The sequence below is a fragment of the Prochlorococcus sp. MIT 0916 genome (genome assembly GCF_047305155.1).
In the GTDB taxonomy this organism is placed as follows: Bacteria; Cyanobacteriota; Cyanobacteriia; order PCC-6307; family Cyanobiaceae; genus Prochlorococcus_B.
The window spans coordinates 1,863,628-1,881,431 of sequence record NZ_CP138980.1; the positions used below are offsets into that span (position 1 = coordinate 1,863,628).

The 17,804-nt window shown below is 36.3% G+C and carries 13 protein-coding genes; 11 read left to right on the forward strand and 2 right to left on the reverse strand.

The genetic code is table 11. The annotated features are described in order from the left end of the window. The first annotated feature begins 136 nt into the window (after positions 1-136). From SIB53_RS10405 to SIB53_RS10420, 4 genes are read left to right on the forward strand one after another with little or no spacing between them, the layout of a single operon-like run. Positions 137-2,113, forward strand: a complete 1,977-nt coding sequence (locus tag SIB53_RS10405) for a hypothetical protein (RefSeq protein WP_413678115.1) — start codon at positions 137-139, stop codon at positions 2,111-2,113. A gap of 3 nt (positions 2,114-2,116) precedes the next feature. Next, positions 2,117-3,151 (forward strand): hypothetical protein, encoded by a 1,035-nt coding sequence (locus tag SIB53_RS10410; protein ID WP_413678116.1) that lies wholly within the window; start codon positions 2,117-2,119, stop codon positions 3,149-3,151. Continuing rightward, positions 3,148-3,867, forward strand: a complete 720-nt coding sequence (locus SIB53_RS10415) for a DUF6339 family protein (protein ID WP_413678117.1) — start codon at positions 3,148-3,150, stop codon at positions 3,865-3,867. The genes SIB53_RS10410 and SIB53_RS10415 overlap by 4 nt, the downstream gene beginning before the upstream one ends. Beyond that, the gene (locus SIB53_RS10420; RefSeq protein ID WP_413678118.1) at positions 3,867-5,894 is read left to right on the forward strand and encodes a DNA cytosine methyltransferase; all 2,028 of its coding nucleotides are present in this window, start codon (positions 3,867-3,869) and stop codon (positions 5,892-5,894) included. The genes SIB53_RS10415 and SIB53_RS10420 overlap by 1 nt, the downstream gene beginning before the upstream one ends. Positions 5,895-6,120: 226 nt before the next feature. Here the strand turns inward: SIB53_RS10420 and SIB53_RS10425 are convergent, their stop codons facing one another. Then, the gene (locus tag SIB53_RS10425; RefSeq protein ID WP_413678119.1) at positions 6,121-6,354 is read right to left on the reverse strand and encodes a hypothetical protein; all 234 of its coding nucleotides are present in this window, start codon (positions 6,352-6,354) and stop codon (positions 6,121-6,123) included. A 163-nt stretch (positions 6,355-6,517) separates the two neighbouring features. On the opposite strand from SIB53_RS10425, the gene SIB53_RS10430 reads away from it, so the two are divergent. The 5 genes from SIB53_RS10430 to SIB53_RS10450 all read left to right on the forward strand — a co-directional run bounded on the left by SIB53_RS10430 (position 6,518) and on the right by SIB53_RS10450 (position 10,824). Continuing rightward, on the forward strand, positions 6,518-6,781 hold the full coding sequence (locus tag SIB53_RS10430) for a hypothetical protein (protein WP_413678120.1): 264 nt from the start codon (positions 6,518-6,520) through the stop codon (positions 6,779-6,781). Between the two features lie 76 nt (positions 6,782-6,857). Continuing rightward, positions 6,858-7,085: a hypothetical protein gene (locus SIB53_RS10435; protein ID WP_413678121.1), complete on the forward strand. Its 228-nt coding sequence runs from the start codon at positions 6,858-6,860 to the stop codon at positions 7,083-7,085. A gap of 96 nt (positions 7,086-7,181) precedes the next feature. After that, a complete protein-coding gene (locus SIB53_RS10440; protein WP_413678122.1) occupies positions 7,182-9,191 on the forward strand; it encodes a hypothetical protein in 2,010 nt (669 codons plus the stop codon). Next, positions 9,191-10,057, forward strand: coding sequence for a hypothetical protein (locus SIB53_RS10445; protein ID WP_413678123.1), 867 nt, complete (start codon positions 9,191-9,193; stop codon positions 10,055-10,057). The genes SIB53_RS10440 and SIB53_RS10445 overlap by 1 nt, the downstream gene beginning before the upstream one ends. Further along, entirely contained in the window at positions 10,054-10,824 is a 771-nt protein-coding gene (locus SIB53_RS10450; RefSeq protein WP_413678124.1) for a DUF6339 family protein, read from the forward strand. Before SIB53_RS10445 ends, SIB53_RS10450 begins: the two co-directional genes overlap by 4 nt. 70 nt (positions 10,825-10,894) lie before the next feature. Here the strand turns inward: SIB53_RS10450 and SIB53_RS10455 are convergent, their stop codons facing one another. Continuing rightward, the gene (locus SIB53_RS10455; RefSeq protein WP_413678125.1) at positions 10,895-11,395 is read right to left on the reverse strand and encodes a hypothetical protein; all 501 of its coding nucleotides are present in this window, start codon (positions 11,393-11,395) and stop codon (positions 10,895-10,897) included. Between the two features lie 172 nt (positions 11,396-11,567). On the opposite strand from SIB53_RS10455, the gene SIB53_RS10460 reads away from it, so the two are divergent. Together SIB53_RS10460 and SIB53_RS10465 are read left to right on the forward strand one after the other, a co-directional pair. After that, the gene (locus SIB53_RS10460; protein ID WP_413678126.1) at positions 11,568-11,801 is read left to right on the forward strand and encodes a hypothetical protein; all 234 of its coding nucleotides are present in this window, start codon (positions 11,568-11,570) and stop codon (positions 11,799-11,801) included. A 198-nt stretch (positions 11,802-11,999) separates the two neighbouring features. Continuing rightward, a complete protein-coding gene (locus tag SIB53_RS10465) occupies positions 12,000-17,804 on the forward strand; it encodes a DUF4214 domain-containing protein (RefSeq protein WP_413678127.1) in 5,805 nt (1,934 codons plus the stop codon).

The following is a 17,804-nucleotide window of genomic DNA, read 5'->3' on the forward strand; positions in this document are numbered from 1 at the left end:
AGCTGGTTGCTTATCATCCCTCTCTTTCCTTCTTTGGCAAGAGCCCCGGGTTAGGAATTTCATAATTTATACAAGGAAATGACAAATCCATGCCATCCTTGTCCGGTGCCCTTATTATCTGTGCACGCTCTATGTAGTGGCACCTAATCATTTGGCTAAAGGACTGACACCACTGAAATGGGTAACTACTCCGGCTCTTGGCCAGGGGAGGTCTAGTGGTGGAAGTGCTTCTGCTGAGCTTTTTGAGTCGGGTTCATCTCAGCGCAGAAGACCACATTTAGAGACATTAGTTAGAGAAATTTGTCAGAACAGTATTGATCAGCGAGTTGGAAATAAGAAAGCAAAGGTGTTTTTTGATCTGATCCTTTTAACTGGCAAGGAAAGAGATAAATTCCTTGAATCCATTGATTGGAGTAATTTTCTTCCTCATCTTTCTTCTGTCTCTGGAACAGGAGGCGCGGCTCTTACTCTTAAAGCCGGAATAGATGCACTTAAATCAGAAACTCTTGTTTGTTTGCGAATCAGTGATAGTGGAACAAGAGGTTTGACTGGCGATGATTGGGATGAGGATGGTAACTTCCGCAGATTATGTGTACAGAATTTTTCTACTGGGGAGGCTTCCGGAAGAGGAGGAAGTTTTGGACTTGGTAAGGCAGTTAGTTGGATGCATTCACGTCTGATGACTGTTCTTTTCTCTTCTGAAATTGAAGGAAAAAAAGATGAGATTCGAATTTTTGGAAGAAGCGAAATACCAGCACATGACCTTGACGGCAATTCATGGCTTGATGGCGCTTACCTTGGAATTCAGTCTGAGAAAGATGGAATACCTATAGCTCTATCTGATTGGAGAACCCGTAAAGAGGCTAAGCCTTTGTTGCTTGATAGAGATGGAATTGTTGGAACTGGTACTTCCTTATTGATTCCCGCTTTTCATGAACCAGATCGAGAAGACACAACTGAACTTGGGATTCGAGATCCTGAGCATCTATGTAAGTCTTTAACTTCTGCAGCTGCTAAATGGTTCTGGCCAGCAATAAGTTGGGGACGCCTGGAAGTCCAAGCACGTTTATTTAGAAATGACTGCATTAACTCAGATTTTGTTAGCAAGGCAGTTGTTGATTCCTTATGGAAGCCTTTTCTTGAAACTTCAAGAATTGAACCTGACGAGCAGCCCATAGCAGCACTAGACCCTGGTGAATGTTCAACAGTTGATATTGATGGTTTTTCTATCCCCGCTCGTGTTCAGCCAGTTGATAATCCAGCACTTCTTCACCCCTCCTTTGATACAAGTATTCGTCTAGGTGTATCTAGGGTTTCAGATTCTGAAGTTTGTTTACCCTGTCGTTCCACGATCGCTCTTGTAAGAGGGTCCGGAATGGTCATTGATTATGTTGATGGAAATAGGCTTCCTGATGGTGGTGTTTATTGTGCTGCTGCCTTTGTTGGCTCAGCCTTGAAGAATGTTGCCGATTCAGATATCACAGATAAATCTAATAAATTTGCAGAAGAAGCAGAGGAGTATTTCCGAGCAGCTGAACCCGTTACTCATGATGATTGGTTGCCTACTACTAGGCGTTTACGTGAAAGTTATCAATGGCGTGGTTATGCCAAGCGGCTCAAAGGGTTGAGGTCTGAACTAAGGCAGATTGTTATACACAAACTCCTTACGTCATTCGACTCTTCCCCCGATGAAGGGCCTGAGCTTCTTATGAAAATGCTTAATCGAAAGATGGCAATTGTCTCTTCTTCAAGTAAAACTGCAAGTAAGAAACCTAAGCTTGAGGTTGTTATAAATAGAGAACAGTCATGCCTCTTAAAAAATGAGGGAGGTTGGAAAGTTTCGGGCGATCTAATCAGAAGTGGCAATCAAGAAGGCACTGCAATCGCTGGCCTTTGTTTTAAAAGTATTTCTGACTCAGGTCAAGGAGATTCCTGGGTGATTAATGATATGCGTATTCATGCGAGCGAAAAAGACTTAGAGATAGATGATTCAGAACCAAAACGAATAGTTTTTTCAGTAGGACCTAAATTTCAAGATTCACCTTTCAGCTGTCTTGTAAAACCTCCTGCTGGGGTGGATTTGAAAGTGGCTGGATTTAAACAGGGGGGTTAATCTATGGAGTTTTTACCTTGGAAAACAATTAATCTTGATGGCTCATTTAGAGTAACTGCACCTGAAAGTGTTTCTGAAGAGATTCTTGAGGAAGTTTGTGATGGTGTTACTTTTAGATTTAATAGTGATCTCGAGGAAGTTAGGTTAGAAATTCTTCTTAACGCACCGTGGGGTTGGAAAGAGTGTTTTCCAGTTAGTGAACAAGAAAATCCACCAGCTAAATTTATTTGTCGTTTGATAAGTCGATCTACTGGTAGAAGAACTCTTGTTGAGTTGGAAGATGGAGGAATGGACTGTTGGTTTACTGAAACTTCTTTTAAATCATTACGTGAAGGCGAAGAACTTCGAGTTGAAGCACTTCTTGTTAGGACGATTGATTTAGAAAAATCGAGCGACGGTCTTGCTGATAAAAAAGGCCAAATTATTGGTAGAAGTAATATTCATACTGTTCAATTTATTAGTGACTCAGCTTCTGATGACTCTCTATTTAAATTGAGATGGATTGAGTTCCCTTCATCTTCTAGAAAGCAACTCTGGCGTTTAATTCCTGGAGAGCCTCCTGTTGTCGAACTTAACTCAGGTGTTCCTTCATCCCTACGTCAACTCCTCATGAGTCGATCAACTGGTCGTCAGGGTGGAGCTCTTCAACGAGATGCGATTTTTGTATCAATCTGTTCTTCTATCTGGCCCATTTTGGTTTCAGATATCTTGCAAAAACTACAACACGTAGTCGATGTAAGTCCTTCTATCGAAGAGTCAGAAGCTATCGAGACACTGAGCAAATGGCAATTGAAAATACTGTCTCTCTTTGCACCTGGACTTTTAACAACTTCTCATCCCATACATGAAGCGCTCCCCTTGATTGTGCTCGAACTTAAGTCTCCTACTGGGTTTTCCAGGTTAATGTTGAAGTTGCCTGAGCTTATACAGGAAGAAACAAAGTTGCTTCAATTGGCTGAATTGATGGCAAGTTCTCCGCAAATTAAATTAAAGAATGATCGCGATGTTTCTGGATTGAATGAGGCTTCAGCAGCATGACTTATCCCAAGCTTTCTCGTTTAATCTCATCCATAAGCGATCAGGAGTTGATCTCTGCTTTACGTTCACCTTCAAAGATTCCTATTGAAGAATTAGATCATCAAATTGATTTTTTGGCCCTTGATGAAAAAGTGGATGAAATTATCAAAAATAATATTACTGATTCGGCTATTGATGGTCATTTGGTCGAGCCACTACATAGAGCTTTAAAGAATCTCCCTCAGGAATTGCTTATTGATATGAGGTTATGGCAATGGTTTTCAGTGATCAGGCATCCAGATCTTGTTTGGCTTAGATGGAGAGGCTCTGTCCCTGTTGACCCTGAAAATGGTTTTAATCATGGGAAAGGAGGCAGAAAAATTGCCACTATCAGATTCCTTGGTGGTGCATCCATCAATGGCCATGGACGTAATACCTTTGCAAGGTTATTTTTCGCAGCTGAAAGGCTACTCGGTAGAGATAATGAAGATTATGACCTTGTAAGAAGACTCTTTACTAGTCAGGAGCTTCATCTAGGAATCAGTGATAGAGAGTTTGGTCTGCTTCCATCTGTAAATAGGGTTCTTACTAGGGAACTTGCAGACCTAACAGATTTGAAGGTCAGGTCCTCTGTTCAAAAATTGAATTCTCTAGGGGGATCTTTTTGTTTGGATTTATTGAATGAATCTGAACTAACAGATCTTCTTGAAGTTGAGGCCAATCAAGACGCTGCTTAATGACTATTGCCTCATCTCCCAAAACCACAGATCCTTACAGGCTGAAATCAGTCAAGGGCCCTGAGGAAATTCTAGAACCACATCCTCAGTCTTGTTCTATTGAGGATTTACCTGACTATGTTCAAGACCTTAAGACTTCTAAACCGTTAGCTGTTGACTTGTTCTGTGGTGCTGGAGGTCTCAGTCTTGGTATACATAAAGCAGGTTTTGAGGTGATTCTTGGTTGTGATATACGTCCTGATTCCATCGCGACCCATCGCCATCATTTTCCAGGATGTTCTCATCAATCTGATCTCAGTTCCCTCGAGAATTTAAATGAAATTTCTAACCACTTAAATGAATGTGGGGAGATTTCTCTTGTTGCAGGTGGACCACCTTGTCAACCTTTCTCTAGAAATATTCGTTGGAGAAAGCATGCTAATGAAGAGGTCGTTGATCAATACAATTCATTAAATGAGGGACGTCGCGATTTATGGGAGTCATTCTTAACTGTTGTTGAGGATGTGAAGCCGAATGCTTTTTTAATGGAAAATGTTGGTGATATTGCACAGACAGGAGACCAAGAAATCTTCAGAGGAATTATTAGCAAAGCTGAGAATTTAGGATACAGAGTGGATGCCAGACTTATTTTTGCTTGGCAATATGGTGTACCTCAATTAAGACCAAGGTTGTTTATTGCGGGAACTCGTATTGGTGCGTGTTCACCTTTTAAGTGGCCTGATGTTTTCTGTGAGTCGCAAAAGGATGCTAGGACATTAAATGATGCTATTTCTGATCTCCCTCCTCTAGTAGGAGATTGGCTTGAAAATTGGCAAGATAATCATTCTTATCAAGGACCTTTAAATGATTATCAAAAAGAGATGAGAGAATGGCTTCCTGTCGAATCAGAAACTATTCCAGATCACATTATTAGAAAAGTGAGAACGGATGATCTCGAAACTTTTATGTTGATGAGAGAGAAAGGCTTGAAATATGAGGATTTATCAGACGATCAAAGAAGATACGAAATTAGCAGTAGAGCATTGAGAGATGGTGAGGTGGTAGAGAAAACTAAGGATCAAAAAAGTTTTAGTAATAAATACAATATTTTGAAAGGTGATGAGGCTTGTCTAACTATTACGGCTCATATGTCCAAGGATGGCTACTGGTATATCCACCCAGAGCAGAATAGAACTCTCTCTATTCGCGAAGCTGCCCGTGTTCAGTCTTTCCCGGATGGATTTGTATTTCATGGCGGCCCCTCGCATAGGTTCCATCAAATTGGCGAAGCAGTAGCGCCTTTGGTTGGATTTCGACTTGGGAAGTCACTTTTTGAAGCTCTGAAAGGTAAAGATGATTTTGACGTTGATCAAAAAAGAATAAGCCATCGTCAATCTGTACTTGATTGGTATGAAGAACAAGTAGACAACGAAGTATCTACACCATGGACTAAGAGGAAAAATGATAAGGGAGAGCTTTTCTCAGATAAACAGAGGGCTTGGAATGTTTTTGTTGGTGAAATCATTTTTGCAAAATCAAAGTGTTCCTTTTCAGAAAAAGTCCAAGACTATAAAAAGATCACTACTTATTGGCCTGATCATCTCTCATTCTTGAATCCTTCTCTTATAGCGCTTAGACATAAGAAATTTCGTGGATGGCAGCGTCTAGAAAAATTAGAAAATGACTTAAGTAAAATTGCTGAAAGACTATCCGAAGATCATGATTGGAGTGATTGGGTTAGATTCGATGACCTTAAAAACATAAGTAGAGATTGGATACGTCATTGCTTAGGTTTAATTGGAATTACAACTGATAGAAGTTGTTCAACGGCTACCGCGAAATTAGTTGCGAAGTTAATGAGCATTCCTGAAAAAAATATTCTTGCAAGTCGAATGCTGCGTGAAATCAATCTTGGACTACTGGTTGGAGAAGATAAAGGTGGAAGTATTTATAAAGCATTAGTAGCTTGCGCTCGTGAAAACTATTCAAATAAAAAGCTTGAAGAGATATTTGATATTGCTCTTCCCCATGAAGTTAAGGCAGCCTGAATTTTTATCTCATAATCTGATCTATGTTTCTGATGTATTAACTCAATAAGTGATTAATTTTTTTTAAATTAATTTTCAAAGGCTTTAAATACTACATAAAAAAGTCGGGATATAAGCCCCGACTTGATCCTAATTTTTTCTAAACAAGCCTTTACACTACTTTTCTTTTATTCAGATCTATTTTGTAAGAACATTTAAAGAATATAAGTTCAATGATGATTTTTGACTAATAAAAACATTTAACAGCTGTTGCTGCTACGTCATAAACTTTTCGATTGCCAACTATTCTGAACAATCCTCCTTTGGGGCCCATAAATACTCTTGGACCCATGCAGATACCAGTTGCCGCTGCTGCGGGTGCCGCTGCTGATGCAACTGCAATCGCTCCTATGGCAAGACAGCCAAGAACTATCCAGCCACCAATTTCATCATTTGTTTTTTTATTGGAAATAGTGTTCATTGCTTTTGATTTTGTGATTGAGGGGGGCATTCTCCCTCCCTGAATGATGACCTATGACTCACTCTACTGTCAATTTATAACGTACATTTGTAATATGTACGTTTTAAATTGCTATAATTATATATATATGCTATAAAATTGGTAATATTCTTTTTTTTGATGCATGGAAGCTTTGAAAACTCCCCCTTGTGATGTTAATAGCACAGAAAATAGTCGTGAGGTGTTCGTAAGGCTTGCGAATAGTCGCGTTAATAAGGTTCTTTCTTCCTTAGATATTCTAAAAAAACTTTCCTCTAGAAAGTCATCTTATACCCAAAAAGATGTTTTACTTATGAAAAAGCATCTGCATGCTGCTGTGGATGAAGCGATAGAAAGCTTTAATCCGTCTTCTATTTCTTCTAAAAAAACCTTTTCTCTTGATATATAGGAGATTAAAACTTGCTTTTCTGTCAATATTTAATTATTCCTGCTAGTAATTCAGGATTATTAATAAAAACTCTGTAATGCCCTCAAAGTCAAACACCGAACATTTTATCGAGTTGGCAAATAAAAGAGTTCCAAAAGCTCTAAAAGCTTTGGACTTGGTTGGTAACTTGGCAAATAAAAGCAATTACACTTATACAGAGGAGCAAGTCAACCAAATTCAAAAAGTTCTCAAAGCCAAAGTCGTCGAAATATGTAAAAAATTTGACACCCAAGAGGATTCTGCAAAGCAATTTATCCTCAAGTGAGTAAACTTTCTATTAATAATAGATTTACTAGAATTAACTGAAAATTTGTTCTTTTCATTGAATGATTCATTTGCCATTTTATTGTTTTTTTGATTTATGGAGTCACGTTTAGGGGAAAATGATAATAGATGGTTTTTTCCTCCCTTGGCTGGTGGGGTTGAGCAGGGATTAAGTCAAGGGAGTATAGATTTATTCAAAAGCACAGATAATCTCGGAAGAGAAAGTGCCCAAAATTGTAGGGGTGCTGCTGTTGATGACTCTAAAGTTGTTGTCCAATATAAATTAACTGATATTGATTCATCTTTTTTCCCTGCAAGAAAAGATTATTTGCAAAGACTCGAAAGTGCTCAAAAGTTTTTTGAGGAGGTTCAAGGCCTTACTGGTGATGAAGTTAAGAGAATTCAGGATTACATAAAGATTTTAAATAAGGAAACAATCCCTACGTTGGTGATAAGTGATTTTAATACTTCTGGTTTAGATGGAGATGAGGGGGAGAAAAGTAGTCGTTATTATCGTTTTATAAAATCCGAGGGTATTAGCGCTGAGCAAGGAACTACACCAGGTACTTATGGTCATGGGAAATATGCTTTAATGAATTTTTCGCAGTTGCGTGCAATTACAGCTTTATCGCAATTTAAATCACCTACAAACAATAAGACATTCGATAAACTTTTTATAGGAATGGCTAAATTATGTACTCATCGAGATTTAGAAACAAATGAAAAAACTCAAAGTACCGGTTTCTATTGCATAAAGTCAGAGAATTCATCAGTAGATTGGAGTGCTTATAGAAATGATGATGTAGATAAGATTAAAGTACCTTTTCAAAGGGAAGAAAATGGTACAGATATCTATGTTTGGGGTTTTGATAGGGATGATTGGGACATTAAATTAGCGATGGGATTAATATATGCTTTCTTTCAAGCAATTTTAGAAGATAAGATTGAATTTAAAATATATAAAGAAGATGATCTTCTTTACTCGATAACGAAAGAAAGTATATCTAATGTTCTAAAAAAACTAGAGAATGATTGTATAAATAAACTTTCAGAGTCAGAATGGAGGAAAAATATGGCGAAAGTCGAAGGGTATATTAAATGCTCAGATTTTGAGAGCAAATTAGTTAAGAAAAACACAAAATTCATACCTGGTTTAGGAAGAGTTCAATTATCTATTTATTCAAATAAAGACGACCAAAGTTTAAGGAATAGATATTGTTTAATGAGATTACCACTTATGACGATTCAAGACTTTGCTTATAAAACTTCTGGGACTCCGTATGCCGCTGTTTGTAAATTATTAGATCAAGAAGGAAATAAGGTTATAGCAGATTTAGAAGATCCTACACATACAAAATTATCTGATGATTATGTTCGTTCTGTAGGATTAAAGAAACATCATTCCGCATGTCTTAAGAAACTTAGACAATGGATTAGGCAGCAAATAGATTTACTAGATCCTAAAATTGAATCTTTTCAAGATATCCCAGGTCTTGCTGAATATCTTTCTGGTGGACCGCTTCAAACTAGTGATGAATCATTCTTAACGGGTAATCAAGAACCTAAAGATGATGAAGAAGAAACTTTTGGTAAAAGAATAAAAACTGGTTTGCATACAGCAAAACCTAGTTCTTTTTATGAAAAAAAGAAATCATTGACACTTAAGAAGAAACCATCAAGTGCTGGATCAAAAGGAGGAGGTCGAGGAACTCATGGTGGAAAAGGTAAAGCAAGCGGAGGCGGAGGCTATGGAGCAGGGGCAGGAAAAGGGGGTTCAGAACTTAATGAAAATGGCGATAAGTTATCTATAATTTCTTCTGAAGATGTCCAAATTATTAGAACTAGAAAGGAGAATGATAATAAAATTTCCAAATTTAGAGTTAAAGCCTTAACTTCTATAAATGGAGATCTTCGATTGGGTTATGCTTTAAGTTCAGAAGGCGGAAGTTTTATCCCCCCTAGTGGAGCTAAATTAATATCATGTTCAATAGAAAATTTAAAATGTGAAAATTTAACTTTTAAAGATGTAAAGTTAAAACAAGGTTGTTATTTAGATTTTGAATTGGAATTTGATTCTATTTCAAATATGGCCATTGGAGCGTATTAATGTCTAAAGTAGAATTTCCTTGTCCAGTTCTTGGTAATGGAGATAATTATACCAAGGACGCATTATTAACATTTGAAGATGATGTCGTTTGGATTAGAGAAAATAATGGGGTTATATTAAAAGTACCTTTCCCCTCTATTACTGATAAAAAAATAGAGTCTCATTTTAGAGAAGGAGAAATATCTATGTTTCTTGAGATTAGTAGTCCTTCTACTTATTTTCATGATGTAATCTCTATTGATTATAATTATTCATCTGGCTATATATTTGAGAAATTCTTTAAGATAGGGAAACTAAATAAAAAAGTAAGTTATACTTTTTACCTTGCTTCAAGAAAAAACTTTTTTATTACACCTGATAAACTTTCATTAGATTATCCTCCTACTTTTAGGGCTATAGAATTTGATATTATTGCAAAAACTAAAAAAGATGAAATTAATATCGACCATGAATTTGATCCATATTCTAGTGCTCAAGATTCATTTATGGTTATAACTTCTAACCATGATTCAAAAAAGAATCAGACTATTGTAGATTTTTCACAAGATAGAATAATTATAAAACTACCAGAAGATACATTTAATAATTACCAATCATTAAATAAAAGTCACTCAGATATATTACATTCTTCAATAGTTTTACCTGTCCTATGTCAAGCAATTTCTTATGTAAATAGTCAAGATAAATTAGATGACTATGACCAGTTGATTTGGTATGAACGTTTAAATCAAATTATTGAAGTTAATGGTTACCATAATCTAGAGCCATTAAATATGGCTATGAAAATTTTAAAGAATCCATTGGCTAGAGGTATTAAATACCTGGCTTTAAAAAGTGCTCGTGATGAAGAGGTAAATGATCTATGAGTACATTATATGTTTTAAAAAATCAAGCAATGTATGACTTAATGGCTAAAGTTTCATCACTTGATGAAAAAGAAATTATAGCTTTATATCAAAAGAAAGAGTCATTTGATTTTTCTAAGAATGAACTACTAGATTCACAAATTGAAATAGATATTGATAAATTGAATTCTAAATTAGATCCAAATTCAGATTCTAAAAGCTCTATAGCAATTTATTCTACTTTTATCAATTTGAACCCTATTGATGCTTCTGATAAACGACTTTGGATTACATTATCGCATAGAGATTTTTGGAACTATGTTCAGTTAAGATGGCCACTCAAGGATAAACCTAAAAGTATAGTTGATTCACGTTGGTTGTTTAATGGATCAGATAGGACTGCTTTTACAAGAAATTCAATATCACGACTTTGGTGGGCAGGACATTTAACTTTTTCGCCTTGGGATCAGCTTGAATCTCTGAATGTTTTTAAGAGCGAAGACCCTTATAAGTATACAAAGATTATGACTAATACTTCTCAATTATGGTTTGATGTAACTGAAAGAGAGTGGGGATCTAATTTGGTTTTTAGAATTTGTTTCTTGGAAGCTTTTGACAGGATTTTACGTGATCAACAAATTACGAATAGGACTTTACTTAGTCGAAAACTATCTATAATACTTACAGCTTCTTTAGTACCTGATATTGTTTTAGCATCTCAGAAAGATCCACTTTCTTTATTAGAATATATCCTTTCACAAGTGCCTAAATTAAATAAAATAAATTAAACATTAGAGATTATTTTTTTATGATTCAAGATTTTTTATAGCTCTAAATACGATCAGATTTTAAGAATACTCAAATTAAGGCCCTCTCTCTTGCGGCCTTAAAAGCATTTGTTGTCGTTGACTTTTTAGAATATGGATAGTTTCTATGGTGAGCTTCGATTGAATGTCCCATGCTTAAGGATGCACTTCCAGAGTCGATAAGTTTTAGATGGCAACGTAGAGCGTAATATTTCCGAAATGAATAACAGGTAATGTTGGACCCTTGAGTTTTTCTCATTACTTCTTTTAAATCTTTCCAACTTTGTCGACGTTTCAGATATGTTCCAGCAGCTTCACCATCAACCTTTTCGGGTAAGGGTAAAAGATTGCTACTAAATCTTTCAAGAAGATTCCATTGAATTTCCTTTCCATCTCGATCAATCAATGGTAGCGGTTCGATTCGTCTTGGTTCTGTCGCTCCATTACCAGCTTTCTTGATGTATGTGCAATGCCAGTAATGCTCTTTAGTAATGGGATCGAATAAAACTTGTAAGTAATTAACTTCTATTGGTCTTAAACCTAGTTCAGCCATTAAGCAGAAACAGTTAAACCAACTAGTAGCAGCTTCTGCATCTTTCTTATATGGACTATCAGTTGGGAGTGTTTCTAAGAAATCTAATATTTGTATATCACTCTCAAATGCAGCAGCTTTTTGATTGATAACATCTCTTGGCTTCGCTTTTCCAATGTGTTGCTTTAAATCTATGGGTAAGGTTCGTAGTGATGTTATTCAATATGTACAGGCACAAAATAGAGGAGACATCTTTCCAAGTATTCAAACTGTTATTGAAGGACTAACACCAATGGGACATGATCGAGAAGCTATTAAATCTTGTATTCGTCGTGCATCAAGACTAGGAGGATGTCTTACGAGACGTCGTAACCCCAAAGATCATCGAGAGGCATTATTAGAATTTACCCCCTCTCTTCCCTTATAAAAGGAAGACGTGACCCATATCTAAGCAGTTGACCCTTAAATATGGGTCAGGATTAAAATCAGTGATAGAAAGGGATGTTTAGATGTAAGATCATTAATATGTGATTTTTTCGCGAAGAGAGGGAGATTTGTTAGATCTATAATTTATATAAGATCTATAATAAAAAAAAACTTCTGATTTTTTGAAGCAATATGTGGTATGGACTTAAAAATTTCTTCTACACAAGCTGTTGAGGGAGGAGAACTTGTTAAGTTAATAGTATCTAGACCACCTGCCAATCTTCCATGGCACTGGGATAGGGGACGACCGATCACTTTTGAGATTAGTGGACAAGGCATTACTTCAAATGATTTTGATAATGCCCTTTCTATTGATAGCTATTACGAAGGAGGAGGCTATGGTGCTACTCAGGATTACTACATATCAATTGCATTAGATGATGAAGTAGAGGGAGTAGAAGTTGCAACTATTGAGCTTTTTTCATACGCATTTGATGAAAATGGATATAAGGATCCAACAGTTCGTACAAGCGAAGGTATGGTGGCTCTCGCGCTTTTTGATGCGGGAACTTCAGTTATTAAAGGAGGTGATAGGTCTGCGTACGATTACGATTGGTTTGCTGACTACAATATTTCATTATCTAATAGGCCTCTGGGATCCTATCTTTCAAAGGAGCCGATCCCCTTAGTTGATGAGAGTAGCGATGTTTGGATAAATATTGAGTCAGAGAATTTACAGAAACAAGAGCAAATAGTCTATTGGAAATTGTCGGGAGCTGGAATTAATGATGATGATTTTGATTGGGGTAGTTCTGCACAAGGGTCATTCCGTGCGAGAAATGGGGAGACAAATTCTTACTTAATTAGCTTAAAAGCAGATGCAAAAACGGAAGGTTTAGAAACTGCAACTATTAAATTATACGCTGACTCTAGTCATCAATATCAAGTCGGAGAGACTGTATCTTTTGCCATAAAAGATACAAGTCTAACCCCTCTCCCTTTATCTTTTGAGCTGTCAACAACTGATTCTAACCTTACAGAGGGAGGAACTCTAATAGCAAATTATAAGATAGAAAATTTCCGAGGAGATAAGATGACACTTTATTGGCAATTATCTGGAGACATTAACTCGAATGATTTTAATTCTGGATTATTAAGTGGTTCTTTTACACAATATTCAAGCCATTCAGATGATTTTAAAATTATTACAAAAATAGATGGTGATAAAGAAGGAGTTGAGAACGTATACTTCAAATTATTTTCTGATGCCTCATTTAATAATCAGTTGGGTGAAACAGTTTCATATACTATTAATGATGCTCCTGAAGTAAAACAATCTATTTTTTATAAAATTGAGCCCTCTAAATATTCAGTAAATGAGGGGGAAAAGATAAAAATTAAATTCTCTGTTGATGGACTACCATGGGATCGTAGGATTTATTATGAACTATCTGGCTTAGGAATTGACACCAATGACTTTAATAAAAAACCGCGAGGTTATTTTGATACTGATCGTTTTAATCCTTATATAAAAGAGTTCGAATTAAAAGCTGATGAATTAAAAGAAGGGAATGAAATAGTTGATATTAAGTTATATTATGATTCTTCATATCTAAGTCGAGCTCAAATTAGAGAAAACGAAGAGATTTCTTATCCAGCAGCGCAATTTACTATCTCTGATACATCTAATGCTGTTGCAAAATATAAGGTTACAACTTCAAACGACTCAATTTCTGAAGGAGGTGAATTAACTTTAAAATTCGAATCAGAAGCAGTACCTGTTAATTCTCAAAAGGTTTATTGGGCATTGACGGGAGATGGTATTGATGGTGATGATTTTTTAGATGGATATACAGGTTCTTATGATGCAAGTAATAGCAAGTTGACTAATGCATCTGTCAAAGTAAAAGAAGATAGGCTAACAGAAGGTGACGAGAAGGTAACTGTCAAACTATATTCCGACTCATCTCTTACAAAGCAAATAGGAGAAACGGCTACATTTAACCTATATGACACCTCAAAAGGGGAGCCCATATATTCAATTTCTGTTTTACCGATAAGAGATGAAGGTAAAACTTTATCTATAGATGTAACACCTTTAGGATTAACAACTTCTTCTCAAACTATTTATTGGTCAACATCTGGTACAGGAATTACTTCAGACGACTTTAGTTCAGGGGCGACAGGATTACTAAATGTGTCCAATGGGAAAACGTCTAGTGCCACACTCTCGCTTAAGGCTGATCAGAAAAAAGAAGGAAATGAATCTTTTGATATTAAGTTCTTTTCTGATTCATCCCGAACACAACAAATAGGTGAAACAAAATCTGTCGAAATAAACGACGTCTCTAATAAAGTAGAGGGCACATTTTCAATTTCAGTTTTACCGATAAGAGATGAAGGTGAAACTTTAACTGTAGATGTAACACCTTCAGGATTAACAATTTCTTCTTATACTATTTACTGGTCCACATTTGGTTCAGATTTTCCACTACCTGGCATAGGAATTACTTCAGACGACTTTAGTTCAGGCGCTACAGGATTACTAAATGTGTCCAATGGAAAAACGTCTAGTGCCACACTCTCGCTTAAGGCTGATAACAAAACAGAAGGAAAGGAATCTTTTGATATTAAGTTCTTTGCTGATTCAGCCCGAACACAACAAATAGGTGAAACGAAATCTGTCGAGATAAACGACGTCTCTAAGAGGGGGCCCACATATTCAATTTCAGTTTTACCGATAAGAGATGAAGGCGAAACTTTATCTATAGATGTAACACCCTCAGAATTAACCACTTCTTCTCAAACTATTTATTGGTCAACATCTGGTACAGGAATTACTTCAGACGACTTTAGTTCAGGCGCTACAGGATTACTAAATGTGTCCAATGGGAAAACGTCTAGTGCCACACTCTCGCTTAAGGCTGATAACAAAAAAGAAGGAAATGAATTTTTCGATATTAAGTTCTTTTCTGATTCAGCCCGAACACAACAAATTGGTGAAACAAAATCTGTCGAAATAAACGACGTCTATAATGGGGTGGGCACATTTTCAATTTCAGTTTTACCGATAAGAGATGAAGGTGAAACTTTAACTGTAGATGTAACACCTTTAGGATTAACAACTTCTTCTCAAACTATTTATTGGTCAACATCTGGCACTGGAATTACTTCAGATGACTTTAGTTCAGGCGCTACAGGATTACTAAATGTGTCCAATGGGAAAACGTCTAGTGCCACACTCTCGCTTAAGGCTGATCAGAAAAAAGAAGGAAATGAATCTTTTGATATTAAGTTCTTTTCTGATTCATCTCGAACACAACAAATTGGTGAAACGAAATCTGTTGAAATTAACGATACCTCTGATGGTCTAGCAAGTCATATTATTTCTCCTTCACGTAGTTCTGTTGATGAAGGAGGAGAGCTGTTTTTACGTTTAACTTCAAATGTAGATTTAGAGCTCGATAATCAGAGAGTTTATTGGGCTTTATCTGGATATGGTCTCAACAAGGATGATTTTCTTGATGGATATACGGGGTCTTATTCTGCAAGTAATAGCAGGGCAACAAATGCTTCTATAAAGGTCAAAGAGGATAAGTTAACAGAAGGAACTGAAATTGTAACTGTCAAGCTTTATTCTGACTCATCTCTTACAAAGCAAATTGGCGATACGGCTACTTTTGAAATTAACGATACTTCCAAGGAGACTCAACAACTTCAATCATATTCAATTTCTGCTTCATCCTCTGTTGATGAAGGTAATACATTATCGGCTTATATCAAACCTTCAAATTTAACCACTTCTTCTCAAATTATTTATTGGTCAACATCTGGTACTGGAATTACTTCAGATGACTTTAGTTCAGGAGCTACAGGTTCTCTAAATGTCTCTAATGGAAAGACCAGTCGTGCTTTAATCTCTATCAAAGAAGATAAGAAAACAGAAGAGAAAGAAATTGTCAACGTCAAGTTCTTTGCTGATTCAGCCCGAACAGAACAAATTGGTGAATCGAAACCTATTCAATTACAGGATACGTCTAAAAAAGGGAGCATATCTTACTCGATTTCAAGTGCATCATCAGTTAAAGAAGGTGAAACCTTATCTGTAGATGTAACACCTTCAGGATTAACAACTTCTTCTCAAACTATTTATTGGTCAACATCTGGCACTGGAATTACTTCAGATGACTTTAGTTCAGGGGCGACAGGGTCACTAAATGTATCCAATGGAAAGACCAGTCGTGCTTTGATCAATGTTGAAGATGATAAAAAGATAGAAGGGAGAGAAATTGTCAATGTCAAGTTCTTTTCTGATTCAAGCCTTACGAAACAATTAGGAAATGCTGCATCTGCTTTGATCAATGACAGCGCTAAACAGGGGGGAGAGGAGAGCCAAGATGAAGCTACATATAACTTCTCAACATCAAAAAATTCTGTCGCAGAAGGTGAATGGTTTAACGTTATTGGTCAAACAACTGGTCTCAAAAAATGGGATTTGATTTATTGGAATCTTTCAGGGAATGGTATAGATGCAAATGATCTAAAAGCAGATCACAATTCCATCAGTGGACAAAGTTTTGTAAAAGATGATGGATCATTTTCTTTTTCACTCTGGCCAGTTGCTGATAGCAAAACAGAAGGTAATGAAACGATAAATATTCGTTTTTATTCTGACGCAGCAAGAACGACTCAAATCGGCAACACCCCATCTGTATTAGTAACAGATGTCACGAATGATACGTATTTAATATCTACAGATAAATCTATTTATAACGAAGGCGATATTTTTACATTTAGTTTTAAAGGCTATGGAGAAAAAAGAACTACCTATTGGCAACTTTCAGGTGATGGTATTGATTCGGGAGATTTTGATGGCTATCTAGAAGGTACAACAGATGTAGCTGATAATCATAGTAGTAATTTCAATTGGAAATTAGAAAATGATAAGAAAACAGAAGGGGATGAAACGGTCTACATAAAACTTTTTTCTGATTCTGCACGAACAATACCCATTGGTAGTATTGCCTCTGCAACGATTAAAGATACATCTATAGGCAATGAACAATTTAGCTTTTCTGCACCATCTTCTATTGATGAAGGTAAGTTTTTATCTATTGCTGTAGAAGCATCAGGTTTATCAAGTTATTCGCAAAAGATCTATTGGAAAACTTATGGAGATGGAATAACATCAGATGATTTTACCTCGGGTTCAACTGGTTCATTGTATGCCTCTAATACCAGTTCAAAGAATGCGAATATTTCAATTAAGTCTGATCAGAAAACTGAGGGGGATGAAACTCTAAAGATAAAGTTCTTCTCAGACTCAGGACTGACAAAGCAAATCGGTGATATAACTTCTGTCGTCATAAATGACACCTCTAAACTTATAGAATCTTCTGGATCTGATGCCACTAACATATCAATCGCTGAGAGGGTTACTAATGTTGTTAATACGAAAGAAAAAATCTATATGAAATTATTTTCTGATTATAAATTCTATAAATTAGATCAAGATCGATATGTAATTAAAACAGAAGATGGTTATGACGAAATAACAGGGGTAAATACGATGAGCTTTGAAGACAAAGAAGTGAATTTAATCGATGATATTAAAGAAACATTCGATCAGGTCACAGGTTTAGCAACTGATTCAGGAAGAATGTTCCGCCTTTATAATGCAGCCTTCGCTCGTTTCCCTGATGCTGATGGACTCAGGTATTGGATTGGCAAATATAGCTCTGGAGAAAATGATTCAAGAGCTGTATCTCAATCTTTCCTTGCTTCTAATGAGTTTGCTGAACGCTACGGAGAAAACATCACAGATGAACAATACGTAACCACTCTCTATCAAAATGTTCTAGGGAGAGCACCAGATACCAGTGGATTGAATTATTGGTTAGGTCAATTAAGTAGTGGTGCAGAAACAAGATATGAGGCACTTTTAGGATTCGCCGAGTCTGCAGAGAATAAGGCCTTGTTTGCTGAGATGACTGGTTTTGGATAG